The 11,861-nt window shown below is 73.2% G+C and carries 11 protein-coding genes and 1 pseudogene; 6 read left to right on the top strand and 6 right to left on the bottom strand.

Annotation, left to right across the window (positions count from 1 at the left end):
• The first annotated feature begins 263 nt into the window (after window positions 1-263).
• The 4 genes from CUT83_RS25640 (at window position 264) to CUT83_RS25625 (ending at window position 4,759) form a co-directional block, all read left to right on the top strand.
• Entirely contained in the window at window positions 264-671 is a 408-nt protein-coding gene (locus CUT83_RS25640; RefSeq protein ID WP_173915151.1) for an NUDIX domain-containing protein, read from the top strand.
• A gap of 117 nt (window positions 672-788) precedes the next feature.
• The gene (locus tag CUT83_RS25635) at window positions 789-2,522 is read left to right on the top strand and encodes an ABC transporter ATP-binding protein (protein WP_101258201.1); all 1,734 of its coding nucleotides are present in this window, start codon (window positions 789-791) and stop codon (window positions 2,520-2,522) included.
• Entirely contained in the window at window positions 2,522-4,441 is a 1,920-nt protein-coding gene (locus CUT83_RS25630) for an ABC transporter ATP-binding protein (RefSeq protein WP_101258200.1), read from the top strand. Before CUT83_RS25635 ends, CUT83_RS25630 begins: the two co-directional genes overlap by 1 nt.
• Window positions 4,442-4,528: 87 nt before the next feature.
• Window positions 4,529-4,759 carry a hypothetical protein gene (locus CUT83_RS25625; protein WP_093850559.1) on the top strand — a complete coding sequence of 77 codons (231 nt, stop codon included), beginning with the start codon at window positions 4,529-4,531 and terminating at the stop codon, window positions 4,757-4,759.
• A gap of 31 nt (window positions 4,760-4,790) precedes the next feature.
• On the opposite strand, the gene CUT83_RS25620 is transcribed toward CUT83_RS25625, so the two are convergent.
• The 5 genes from CUT83_RS25620 to CUT83_RS25600 all read right to left on the bottom strand — a co-directional run bounded on the left by CUT83_RS25620 (window position 4,791) and on the right by CUT83_RS25600 (window position 7,511).
• Window positions 4,791-5,105: a hypothetical protein gene (locus CUT83_RS25620; RefSeq protein WP_101258199.1), complete on the bottom strand. Its 315-nt coding sequence runs from the start codon at window positions 5,103-5,105 to the stop codon at window positions 4,791-4,793.
• Between the two features lie 100 nt (window positions 5,106-5,205).
• Window positions 5,206-5,403, bottom strand: a complete 198-nt coding sequence (locus CUT83_RS25615; protein ID WP_101258198.1) for a hypothetical protein — start codon at window positions 5,401-5,403, stop codon at window positions 5,206-5,208.
• Window positions 5,404-5,549: 146 nt separating this feature from the next.
• Window positions 5,550-5,969 (bottom strand): PPOX class F420-dependent oxidoreductase, encoded by a 420-nt coding sequence (locus CUT83_RS25610; RefSeq protein ID WP_101258197.1) that lies wholly within the window; start codon window positions 5,967-5,969, stop codon window positions 5,550-5,552.
• 147 nt (window positions 5,970-6,116) lie between these two features.
• Window positions 6,117-6,419, bottom strand: a complete 303-nt coding sequence (locus CUT83_RS25605; RefSeq protein WP_101258196.1) for an SCO4225 family membrane protein — start codon at window positions 6,417-6,419, stop codon at window positions 6,117-6,119.
• 48 nt (window positions 6,420-6,467) lie between these two features.
• On the bottom strand, window positions 6,468-7,511 hold the full coding sequence (locus CUT83_RS25600) for a S66 family peptidase (RefSeq protein ID WP_101258195.1): 1,044 nt from the start codon (window positions 7,509-7,511) through the stop codon (window positions 6,468-6,470).
• Between the two features lie 264 nt (window positions 7,512-7,775).
• Between CUT83_RS25600 and CUT83_RS31800 the strand changes: the two are divergent.
• Window positions 7,776-7,988 (top strand): annotated as a pseudogene (locus CUT83_RS31800) (hypothetical protein); the annotation flags it as partial.
• Window positions 7,989-8,073: 85 nt separating this feature from the next.
• On the top strand, window positions 8,074-10,761 hold the full coding sequence (locus CUT83_RS25595; RefSeq protein WP_101258194.1) for a SpoIIE family protein phosphatase: 2,688 nt from the start codon (window positions 8,074-8,076) through the stop codon (window positions 10,759-10,761).
• A gap of 117 nt (window positions 10,762-10,878) precedes the next feature.
• On the opposite strand, the gene CUT83_RS25590 is transcribed toward CUT83_RS25595, so the two are convergent.
• Entirely contained in the window at window positions 10,879-11,709 is an 831-nt protein-coding gene (locus tag CUT83_RS25590; protein WP_101258193.1) for an NAD-dependent epimerase/dehydratase family protein, read from the bottom strand.
• Window positions 11,710-11,861 lie beyond the last annotated feature (152 nt).

Below are 11,861 nucleotides of genomic sequence, written 5' to 3'. Positions count from 1 at the left end.
GAACACGTTCAAGTCGCTTGTGCGGCAAGGGGGATGAGGCTGGAGGGCTCCGTCCGGCTGACGGCGCGCACCGGCCCACGACGAGCGCCTGACGCACCGGCGGGGGCGGATGCGCCATCGTGGGCGGCGGCGCCTCCGCACGGCTGCGCACCGGCGCGGCGCGGAGGGCCGCCCATGCCGGACCCACCGAAGGAGAAGACGCCGTGAAGAGGATCGCCGCCCGGATCTGGCACCGCATCGGCGGCCCGCTGCAGTGGCGCCTGATGTGGCTGGCCAACCCGAAGTTCATGGTGGGCGTCACCGGTGTCGTACGCGACGCGGACGGCAACGTGCTCCTCCTCAGGCACCGCTTGTGGCACGCGGACCGCCCCTGGGGGCTGCCGACGGGGTACGCCAAGAAGGGCGAGACCTTCCAGGAGACGGTCGTCCGCGAGGTGCGCGAGGAGACCGGACTCGACGTGCGCGTCGGCGAACTCGTCCGTCTCACCAGCGGGTACCGGCTGCGGGCGGAGGCCGCCTACGAGGCCCGGCTCACCGGCGGCAGGCTCGAGATCGATCCTTTCGAGGTCCTGGAGGCCAGGTGGTTCGCGCCCGGCGACCTGCCCGAGGGACTGCAGGAGTCCCACCGGTCGCTGATCGGACGCGAGTCCGGTGGATCTTCGGGCAGTTGACTCGGTCGCCTGAGAACTCCTCGCCGCATGACGGATGATGAACCCCTCACCACCCGGCACGGCCCGCCGCGCCGCACCACGCCGATACGCCGATACGCCGATACGGGGGACCACCGCTTGCTGACCGGATTGCTCAGAAGACATCTGGCCCCCTACCGGGGAGCGATCACCGCCCTGGTGCTGCTGCAGCTCCTGCAGACCTGCGCCACCCTCTACCTGCCCGCCCTCAACGCGGACATCATCGACGAGGGCGTGGTGAAGGGCGACACCGGCCGCATCCTCGTCCTCGGCTCCGTCATGGTCGCGGTCACCGTCCTGCAGGTGGCGTGCAACGTCGGCGCCGTCCGCCACGGCGCGCGGACCGCCGCGGCGCTCGGGAGGGATGTGCGGGCCGCGGTCTTCGACCGCGTGCAGTCCTTCTCGGCGCGCGAGGTCGGCCGCTTCGGCGCCCCCTCGCTGATCACGCGGACCACCAACGACGTCCAGCAGGTGCAGGCGCTGGCGCTCACGGGCTTCACGCTCATGGTGTCGGCCCCGATCATGTGCGTGGGCGGCATCCTGATGGCCCTGCGGCTCGACGTGCCGCTGTCCGCGGTGCTGGTGGCGACCGTGCCGGTGCTCGGCGTCTGCGTGGCCGTGGTCGTACGGCGCCTGCGTCCGCTGTTCCGCGCCATGCAGACACGACTCGACACGGTGAACCGGGTGCTGCGCGAGCAGATCACCGGCAACCGCGTCATCAGGGCCTTCGTGCGCGACGCGCACGAGGGCGAACGCTTCCGCACCGCCAACTCCGAGCTGACCGAGGTGTCGCTGGGCGCCGGGCGGCTGCTGGCGCTGATGTTCCCGATCGTCATGACCGTGGTGAACCTCTCGTCCGTCGCCGTGGTCTGGTTCGGCGCGCACCGCATCGACGACGGCGACATGCGGATCGGCGCGCTGACCGCGTTCCTCGCCTATCTCATGCAGATCGTGATGAGCGTGATGATGGCCACCTTCATGTTCATGATGGTGCCGCGTGCCGAGGTGTGCGCCGAGCGCATCGAGGAGGTCCTGGCCACCTCCACCAGTGTCGCGCCGCCCGCAAAGCCGGTGCGGGAACTGCCCCGCCGCGGCCGGCTGGAGATCCGCGGGGCCGGGTTCCGCTACCCGGGCGCCGAGGAGCCGGTCCTGCGCGATGTGCGCCTGGCGGCCGGGCCCGGCGAGACCACGGCGGTCATCGGGCCGACCGGCAGCGGGAAGTCGACCCTGCTCGGCCTGGTGGCCCGGCTGTTCGACGCCACCGGCGGCGAGGTCCTGGTCGGCGGCGTGGACGTACGCGACCTGGACCCCGCGCTGCTGGCCAGGACGGTGAGCCTGGTGCCGCAGAAGCCCTATCTGTTCTCGGGGACGGTCGCGACGAACCTGCGCTACGGCAACCCGGAGGCGACGGACGGGGAGCTGTGGCACGCCCTGGAGGTGGCCCAGGCGGCCGACTTCGTCCGGCGGCTGGAGGGCGGGCTGGAGGCCCCCGTCGCACAGGGCGGGACGAACGTCTCCGGCGGCCAGCGGCAGCGGCTCGCGATCGCGCGCACCCTGGTGCGCCGCCCGGAGATCTATCTCTTCGACGACTCCTTCTCGGCCCTGGACTACGCCACCGACGCGGCGCTGCGCGCCGCGCTGGCGCGGGAGACCGCCGACGCGACGGTCGTGATCGTCGCCCAGCGGGTGTCCACCGTCCGCGACGCCGACCGCATCGTCGTCCTCGACGAGGGCCGGGTCGTGGGCGTCGGGGACCACCACGAGCTGATGACGGCCAACACGACGTACCGGGAGATCGTCCTCTCCCAGCTGACGGAAGCGGAGGCCGCCTGATGGCCATGGGCCGGATGACGGCCGGAGCCCCGGACCAGCGGTCGGCGGACTTCCAGGGGTCCGCCCGGCGGCTGCTGGCGCGGTTCCGGCCGGAGAGGACCGTGCTGTCCGGGATGCTGCTGGCCGTGGTGCTGAGCGTGGCGCTGTCGGTGGCCGGGCCGAAGATCCTGGGACGGGCCACCGATCTGGTCTTCGCCGGGATCGTGGGGCGCGAGATGCCCGCCGGCGCCGACCGGGAGCAGGTCCTGGAGGACATGCGCCGACAGGGCCGGGGCGACGAGGCCGACATGCTCTCGGGCATGGAGTTCACCCCCGGCGCGGGCATCGACTTCACCGCCGTCGGCGAGGTCCTGCTGCTGGCCCTTGCGGTGTTCGCCGCGGCGGGGCTGCTGATGGCCGTGGCGACCCGCCTGGTGAACCTGGCGGTGAACAACACCGTGTTCCGCCTGCGCGAGGACGTACAGGCGAAGCTGTCCCGGCTGCCGCTGTCGTACTTCGACGGCCGGCAGCGCGGTGAGGTGCTCAGCCGGGCCACCAACGACATCGACAACATCGGGCAGACCCTCCAGCAGACGATGGGCCAGCTGGTCAACTCGCTGCTGACCGTGGTCGGGGTGCTGATGGTGATGTTCTGGATCTCGCCGCTGCTCGCGCTGGTCGCGCTGGTGACCGTGCCGCTGTCCGTCGTGGTGGCCCGGCGGGTCGGCAGGCGGTCGCAGCCGCAGTTCGTGCGGCAGTGGGGCTCCACCGGCAGGCTCAACGCCCACATCGAGGAGATGTACACCGGGCACGCCCTGGTGAAGGTCTTCGGGCGGCAGGAGGAGTCGGCCGCGATGTTCGCCGAACAGAACGGGGAGCTGTACGAGGCCTCGTTCCGGGCCCAGTTCAACAGCGGGATCATGCAGCCGCTGATGTTCTTCGTCTCCAACCTCAACTACGTCCTGGTGGCCGTGGCCGGCGGTCTGCGGGTCGCCTCCGGCGCGCTGTCCATCGGCGACGTGCAGGCCTTCATCCAGTACTCGCGGCAGTTCTCGACACCGCTCACCCAGCTGGCGTCGATGGCCAACCTGGTGCAGTCGGGCGTCGCCTCGGCCGAGCGGGTCTTCGAGCTCCTCGACGCCGGGGAGCAGGAGCCCGATCCGGTGCCGGGCGAGCGCCCCGACACCGTGCGCGGCAGGGTCGTGCTGGAGAAGGTGTCCTTCCGCTACACCCCCGACAGGCCGCTCATCGAGGACCTGTCGCTGACGGTGGAGCCGGGGCGGACCGTGGCCGTCGTCGGCCCGACGGGGGCGGGCAAGACCACCCTGGTCAACCTCCTGCTGCGGTTCTACGAGACGACCGGGGGGCGCATCACCCTGGACGGGGTGGACATCGCCGCGATGCGGCGGGAGGAGCTGCGCTCGCGGATCGGCATGGTGCTGCAGGACACCTGGCTGTTCGGCGGCACGATCGCGGAGAACATCGCGTACGGCGCCTCCCGCGACGTGACGCGGCAGGAGGTCGAGGAGGCGGCCCGCGCGGCCCACGCCGACCGCTTCGTGCGCACCCTCCCCGACGGCTACGACACCGTCCTCGACGACGAGGGCTCGGGGGTGAGCGCCGGCGAGAGGCAGCTGATCACCATCGCGCGCGCCTTCCTGTCCGATCCGGTGATCCTGGTGCTGGACGAGGCGACCAGTTCGGTGGACACCCGCACCGAGGTGCTGATCCAGCGGGCGATGGCGCGGCTGTCCCACGGCCGCACCAGCTTCGTGATCGCGCACCGGCTCTCCACCGTCAGGGACGCCGACACCATCCTGGTGATGGAGGACGGCTCGATCGTGGAGCAGGGCACGCACGAGGCGCTGCTGGCCGCGGACGGCGCGTACGCGCGTCTGTACCGGGCGCAGTTCGCGCAGGCCGCGGCGGAGGTCGACTGACCCCCGCGTCCCGCGTCCCGGCCGGACCGGCGCACGGTCGGCCGGGATGCGGGACGCGGGATGCGGGAGCGGCCCCGCCCGTCCACGATGGAAGGCGTGACCGACCAGACGCCGTCGCAGCCCCCGATCATCGTCTGGGGCGTGACACACGGGGACCGGCCGTTCCGCACGGTCCAGCTCAGTGACGGGACGGTCGGCCTCGCCCATGACATCACCGACGTGGTCCGGCTGGCGTACGACGCGGGGCTGAGCCCGGTGGACCTGGACGACCCGGCCACCGTGCGCTGGGTGGGCGGGGGCAAGTACACCTGGACCTGAGCCGCCGCCCCGCTCCGGGGGCGGCGCCGCCTCACACGTCGTGTCCCCGGGCGGCGAGCCACCGGTGGACCGCGGTCTTGTCGGCCACGCTGACGTGCGCGGGCCCCTGCCTGGAAGGCCCCTCGTCCTCGTTGAACCCGGTGTCGGTGACCCGGGCCGTCACCCAGTCGGCCAGTTCCCTCGCGGCGTCGGGGGACAGACGGCCCTGTTCCCACTCCTGCCGGGCCCGCCCGGCCGCCTCCGCGTCGTGGCGGGCGGCCTCCTCCAGCCAGACCGGTACCAGGCGCCGGACGGCCTGTTCGTCCGCCGGGTCGCCGGCGGGGGATGTGCTCGGTGAATCGTTCATGTTCCGACGTGTGACCGGCCGGGCCGGATGCCATGCCGGACTCCCCTCTCCATGCCCCGGCAGGGTCAGCGGAGAACCTGCGGGGGCATGGGGAGGGGAGTCAGCGGGAAAGGGTCTCGGCTGCGCCGCCCGGGGTCGTCTCCGGCGCCCGCCACCGCACGGTCCGCGCCGCCGGCTCCCTCCGGCCGGCGAAGTGGTCCAGCAGCCGCACGGTGCCGTTCAGACCCCAGGTGAGCAGGGCCAGGGCTGCGATGGGCGCGACCACCAGGCCGAGGATGAGAACGACGGTTTCCGTCACGGTGCCTCCTGAAACAACCGAACCGGGCTGTCATCGACCGGTGCCCCGTACGGAGAAGAACACTCCTGCCGGCTCGCGGCCGCCTCGACCGGGCCTCGCGGACGAGCACGCGGACGAGCACGCTGCCGGGGGCTCGGCCGGGGGCGTCATCCGGGCTGGTCGCTGTCCTTCAGGGAGCCCCAGCCGTGCCAGCGGTCGATCCCGATCCAGGCGCTGACGCGGCGGCGGTCCCGCCGCGGATACGGCTCGCCGAGGTAGTGGCGGGCCAGCCGGTCGATGTCGGCGAGCTCCGGGTCGTCGCGGATCTCGGTCACGCGGCCGATGAGGCTGACGTGCGTGTACCAGTTGCCCTCGTCGAGCACGGTGAGGGTGACACGGGGGTCGTCGCGCACATGCCGCAGCCGTTTGCGGGCCTCGTCCATGTTGACCAGCACCCGGCCGTCCTCCCACAGGTACCAGGTGGCGGTGGACACCGGCTGGCCGTCCGGCCGCAGGGTCGTGATGACGGCCGGGTTGGCCTTCTTCAGCATGGTCACGGCCGCTTCGGGGAGCGGTGGCTTCGACATGGGTGGCACTCCTCGACACATCGCTGTACGTCGCTGTACGCCGTCCGACCGACATGGTCCCGCCCAGCATCACACACCGCCGGCGCCGAACGCGGGAGCATGCACCCCCCGCGGGCGGCGACGTCGCACCGCCGCCCGCGGGGTGCCTCAGGCCCGGGCGGCGCGGGTGCGGAACCGGCGCAGCACGGCGCTGAGGACCCCGGCGTTGACCACGGCGGCCAGGGAGACCAGGCCGAGCAGGAGCGCCGCTCCCACGGGACCGTCCGGCAGCGGCACGGCGAGGGCGAGCAGTCTGGTCGGGGCGGTGGCTGCCACGGGCCACACCACCGCCATCGAGACGACCAGGAGCAGCACCTTCCGTTCGCGGGGCGTGAGCCGCTCCAGTGCCCCGCCGACCCCGGGACGGACCGGTGCGCCCTGCGCGAAGGCGACGATGAGGCGGCCGGTCACCGCCGGCGCCGGGATGGGGGTCGTTCCCCTGCCGGCCGGGGGACCGGCTCAGTAGGTGACCGTGATACGGCGCGCGGGGCCGTCCACCCGGATCCGTCCTCCGACGGGGATGACGAGCTGAGGGTCGGTGTGGCCGAGGTCGACGTCGAACACCGCCATGGTGTCGGGGGCGTACTGCCCAAGGGCCCGCAGGACGGCCTCCCGCTGGTCCCGGCGGAACCGTGCCTTCTCCGGGGCGGTGAACCGGTTCTCGAACGACCAGCTCCTCGCCCTGCCCATCAGCAGCGCCGGGAACTGCCGGAGCAGACCGCGTTCGCCCATGTTGCGCAGGATCCGGTAGACCTGTTCGGCGCGCGGCATCTCCTCGGACGTCTCCAGGAAGAGCACGCCGCCGGCGTAGGAGTCGACCGGAAGGACCTCGCGGTCGGCCATCAGCAGCCAGGAGACGATCTCCAGTTCGCCGCCCCAGCTGATCCCCTCGACCACCCGGTCGCCGTTGTGCCAGGACCAGCCGTCGGCGGGTTCCATCTCCGGTTCGGAGTCGAAGGTGCGCGGGTCGTCCCAGGGGCGGCTGATGTCCCCGTAGGCGTCCGCTGCGGTGAGTTCGTACTCGCCGGAGGTGAACAGCGCCGCCCTGAGCGAGTCGGCGGTCAGCGGGTGCATCGCGCCGGGGCGCCCGAGCTCGACCATCACCGTGCCGCCGTGGTATCCGACGATGCCCAGGTTCCGCAGCAGGAGCAGCAGGTTGGTGTTGTCGCTGTACCCGAAGAAGGGTTTGGGGTTGGCGCGGAGGAGGTCGCGGTCGAGGTGGGGCAGGACGGTGATCTGGTCGTCACCTCCGATGCTGGCGAACACGGCCTTGACACGGGGGTCCGCGAAGGCCGCGTGGATGTCGGCGGCCCGCTCCCCGGGCGTCGACCCCATCTTCCTGGAGGCCGGGTACTCCACCGTCTTCAACCCGAACTCCTCCCGCAGTCTGCGCAGGCCCAGCTCGTACGGCATGGGGAGGACGCCGGGCAGGCCGGACGAGGGGGACAGCACCGCGACCATGTCACCGGGCCGGGGCTTCGCCGGGTATACGGGATCCGTCATCCGCCGATCATAGAAGTCGGCGGCCCCGTCACCGCAGCGAATATTCCGGGGCCCGTCCCGGGAGGGTTCGCTCCTCCTCCTCGGCGCTGCGCACCACCCGGCCCGCCCGTTCCAGAACGGTCCCGCGCGGCCCTTCGGCGACGTGCCGCCGCTGGGCGCGCCCCCGCGGCGGCGGGGGCAGCCGGTGCCGCCCCGCGGGTTCCCCCGCCGCCCCGGACACACCGATATGAACTTCCACCCTTTTTGTCCTATTATTTCGTTCCGGTGACTTCTTTCCCGATCCTCGCGAGGGACGGCCGCGGTGTGCGACCGCCCACCCCCGAGGTGCGTGCGGAGATCCTCGCCTCCTGGCAGCGATCGCGCCTGCTCGGCGTCGACCAGGAGAATCCCTCGCTACCCGTGGAGAGCGACCTGGATCCGGACTCCCGGCTGGTCAGGGCTGCCATGCCGGTACTGCGGCGGCTGTACGAGCGGTTCTCCGGGATGCCCGTCACCGTGGTGCTGACCGATTCGCGGGCCAACATCGTCGACCGGCTCGGGGAGACCGGGGGGGCTGGAGCTGATGGACGCCGCCTCCCTCGTCCCGGGCGCCAATGTCGACGAGCGGTTCATGGGAACCAGCAGCGTCAGCATGGTGCTGAGCACCCGGGCCCCGTTCGTGGTCGTCGGGCACGAGCACTTCCTGCACAGCCTCAAGACGCTGACCTGCATGGCCGCCCCGGTGCGCGACCCGGTGGGCGGCACCGTGCAGGGCGCGGTGAACCTCTCGGTCCCCATAGAGCTGGCCAGGCCCGGGATGGCGCTGATGCTCCAGAACGCCACCGACCGCATCGGCGAGCGGCTGCTGGAGATGGGATCGGCCCGGGAACGCGGCCTGATGGAGTCGTTCCTGCGGGCCAGGCGGCGCGGCGAGCACGCCGAGATCGATCTCGCCTCGGGGACGCCGGCCCGGCGCGGCGGGGCGGCGCCCCGGCTGGCCCCGCGAGAGGAGCTGGCGCTGCTGGAGACCGCCACCGAGTTGATCTCCTCCAGCAGCGAGACGTTCGCCGAGGTGCCGCTGACGGGCGGGCGGGTGGCGACGCTGCGGCGCAAACTCCTGCACCACGGCGACGCGGAGGGCGCCGCCGTCGAGATCAGTTTCCGGGAGGCCCGCTCCACCGTCACCGCACCGGGAGCGCCCGCGGCCGCGGCGGGCGGCCCGGACGGCCGGAGGGTGCCGCTGCTGCGTCCGCCCTCCCCCGCCGGGCGGCCCGCGGACACTCGGGAGGAGACGGACGTACCTGGCGGTGTACGGCAGGAGCCGGAGGGGCCGCGGGAGGCGGAGGGGCCGCGGGAGGCGGAACGGGAGCGCCGGCCCGGCGGGACGGAGGGCGGCGGCCCCGAAGCGTGGCTGCTGATGGTGGGCGAGCCGGGGGTCGGCCGCCTGGCCGTCGAGGCCCGTCGGCGGCTGTCGCTGCTGAACGAGGCGGGCACCCGGATCGGCACCACACTGGACATCCGGCGCACGGCGGAGGAACTGGCGGAGATCACCGTTCCGAGGTTCGCCGACGTCGTCGTGGTGGACCTGGCCGAGGACGTCCTGGCCGGCGAGGAGCCCCCGCCGGGAACCCCCGGCGCAGCGCCGGCGCTGCGCCGGGTGGCCGTACGGGGCGGAGGGCGGGCGGAGGGCGCGCCGGGCGACGGCGCGGACGCCCCGGTCGGCTACGCGCCCGGCACTCCGCAGGCCCGGTGCCTGGAGGCCGGGCGGCCCGTCGCGGACTCGGTGCGGACCGAGATCCTCACGGCCCCCTCCCTGAGCGGCGCCCACCCCGGTGAACTGCTGCGCGAACTGCTCGGCGAGGGCGAGCACTCGTATCTGGCCGCGCCACTGCGTGTCGGGGGCGCCGTCCTGGGCCTGGCCGGTTTCTACCGGCGCGGCAGGGCGCGCACCTACGAGGAGGACGACCTGGCCCTGGCGGGTGAGCTGGCGGCCCGCACCGCGATCAGCGTGGACAACGCCCGCCGCTTCAGCCGGGAGCGTGACGCCGCCCTGACCCTGCAGCGCAGTCTGCTGCCGCGTGACACGCCCCGGCTGGCCGCCGTCGATCTCGCCCACCGCTATCTGCCGGCCGACGCCAGGAGCGGGGTGGGCGGCGACTGGTTCGACGCGATCCCGCTGTCCGGGATGCGTTCGGCGCTGGTCGTCGGGGACGTGGCGGGCCACGGGCTGGAGGCGGCGGCCACCATGGGCCGGCTGCGCACGGCGGTGCGCACCCTGGCCGATCTGGACATGCCGCCGGAGGAGGTGCTGGCCCACCTGGACGACCTGGTCGGCCGCGCGCCCGACGACCCGGCCACGGCCGCGACCTGCCTGTACGCGGTGTACGACCCGGTGACCTGCCGCTGTACGGCCGCCCGCGCCGGGCATCCGCCGCCCGTCGCCGTGCTGCCCGGCGGCGGAACGCGGACGCTGGACCTGCCGGCCGGGCCGCCGCTGGGGCTCGGCGGGCTCCAGCCCTACGAGTCCGCCACCGTGGAGCTGCCCGCGGGCAGTCTGCTGGCGCTGTACACCGACGGCCTGCTCAAGGAGGGCCGCGGCTACGGCGACACCGAAGCGCGCACGGGGCTGCTCACCTCAGCGCTGCGCGGTACGGATTCGCCGCCGTCTTCACCGCCGGAGCCGTCTCTGGAGCGGATCTGCGACCGGGTCACCGGCGCCCTGCTGCCCGGCGACCCGCACGACGGGGCCCGGGACGGCCCCCGGGACGACGTGGCCCTGCTGCTGGCCCGTGTGCACGCGCTGCCCGCCGACCGGGTGGCGTCCTGGGAGCTGCCCTCCGACCCGTCGGTGGTCGCCGATGCCAGGGCGCTGACCCGGCGGCAGCTGGACGAGTGGAGCCTGCCGGAACTGGAGTACGGCACCGGCCTGGTGGTGAGCGAGCTGGTCACCAACGCCGTGCGGTACGGCGGCGGGGGGCCTGTACGGCTGCGACTGCTGCGCGGCGCGTCCCTGCTCTGCGAGGTCTCCGACCGCAGCAACTCCTCCCCCCGCATCCGGCGTGCCGGGGTGACCGAGGAGGGTGGGCGCGGCCTGTTCCTGGTGGCGCAGTTCACCAGGAACTGGGGGGTGCGCTACATGTCGCGGGGGAAGACGGTGTGGGCCGAGCAGGTGCCGCGCCCCGAGGACTCCGGCTCCGGCCGCCGGGAGGAGCCCGCCCTGGGGGAGGCGGACGAGCAGGCGCTGCTGGCCATGTTCGACGACCTGGGCTGAGACGGCCCGGCGTCCGCCGGAGCGACGGATCACCGGAGCGACGGGGCGGCTGGGCGGCTGGGCGGCTGGGCGGCTGGGCGGCTGGGCGGCTGGGCGGCTGGGCGGCTGGGCGGCTGGTCAGTGCGGCCAGATCGGCGGTTCGGTGGTGAAGTGACCGCCCAGGCGGGCGTGTTCCGGCCGGTCCGGATCGAGTTCGCCCTGTTCGGCGATGAGCTCGGCCGCGTACGGCTCGGAGTCGTCCTGCGGCTCGTACCCCAGGGCCCGGGCCGAGGAGAGGTCCCACCACAGCCGGGTGTTGGCGGAGGAGCCGTGGACGACGGTGTGCCCGACGCCCTCGGCGGTCAGGGCGGCGTGCAGCAGCCGGGCCCCGTCGGCGGGGCTCATCCAGACCGAGAGCATCCGCACCGTCGTGGGTTCGGGGAAGCAGGAGCCGATGCGGATGGAGACGGTCTCGATGCCGTGCCGGTCCCAGTAGAGCTGGGCCAGGTCCTCGCCGAAGCACTTCGACAGCCCGTAGAAGGTGTCGGGGCGGCGCGGGGTGTCCACCGGAATCAGCGGATCGCCCTCGCGCGGACGGGGGGTGTAGCCGACGGCGTGGTTGGAGGAGGCGAAGACGACGCGTCCGACGCCCTCCTCGCGGACCGCCTCGTAGAGGTTGTAGGTGCCCTCGATGTTCGCCCGCACGATCTTCTCGAAGGGGGCCTCCAGGGAGATCCCGGCGAGATGGACCACGGCGTCCACGCCCCGCACGGCCTCGCGCAGGGCCGCCCGGTCCGCGAGGTCGGCGGTGATCGTCTCCTCGGCCCGCTCCCCCGCTCCGGGAAGCGGCTCGACGGGAGCGACGTCGAGGAGCCGGAGGGTGTGGCCGTAGGAGGGGAGCAGTCCCCGCATCAGGGTGCCGAGGCCGCCCGCGGCACCGGTGAGCAGGACGGTTCTGGGGGCGGGCATGGGCTGTCTCCTCGGTGCGGTGGGGAGGCCGGCGCGCACACGCCGAGCGGGCTCGACGAAGGAGCGAATCACCGATCGTCATTCACAACTGTGGAGACGGTAGGAGGTCGCCCCGACGTCGTCAAGTGTAAGGGAAAGCGCTTTCCCGCGCC

Source organism: Streptomyces barkulensis (assembly GCF_002843305.1).
Classification (GTDB): domain Bacteria; phylum Actinomycetota; class Actinomycetes; order Streptomycetales; family Streptomycetaceae; genus Streptomyces; species Streptomyces barkulensis.
The sequence above is the reverse complement of the archived record's forward strand: the minus strand, read 5'-3'. Positions and strand labels throughout refer to the sequence as shown.

Bases quoted from the DNA above. Each gene is read 5' to 3' on its own strand.
- CUT83_RS25640 (WP_173915151.1), top strand. From the start codon at position 264: ATGTGGCTGGCCAACCCGAAGTTCATGGTGGGCGTCACCGGTGTCGTA.
- CUT83_RS25630 (WP_101258200.1), top strand. From the start codon at position 2,522: ATGGCCATGGGCCGGATGACGGCCGGAGCCCCGGACCAGCGGTCGGCG.
- CUT83_RS25625 (WP_093850559.1), top strand. From the start codon at position 4,529: ATGGAAGGCGTGACCGACCAGACGCCGTCGCAGCCCCCGATCATCGTC.
- CUT83_RS25620 (WP_101258199.1), bottom strand. From the start codon at position 5,105: ATGAACGATTCACCGAGCACATCCCCCGCCGGCGACCCGGCGGACGAA.
- CUT83_RS25610 (WP_101258197.1), bottom strand. From the start codon at position 5,969: ATGTCGAAGCCACCGCTCCCCGAAGCGGCCGTGACCATGCTGAAGAAG.
- CUT83_RS25600 (WP_101258195.1), bottom strand. From the start codon at position 7,511: ATGACGGATCCCGTATACCCGGCGAAGCCCCGGCCCGGTGACATGGTC.
- CUT83_RS25595 (WP_101258194.1), top strand. From the start codon at position 8,074: ATGGACGCCGCCTCCCTCGTCCCGGGCGCCAATGTCGACGAGCGGTTC.
- CUT83_RS25590 (WP_101258193.1), bottom strand. From the start codon at position 11,709: ATGCCCGCCCCCAGAACCGTCCTGCTCACCGGTGCCGCGGGCGGCCTC.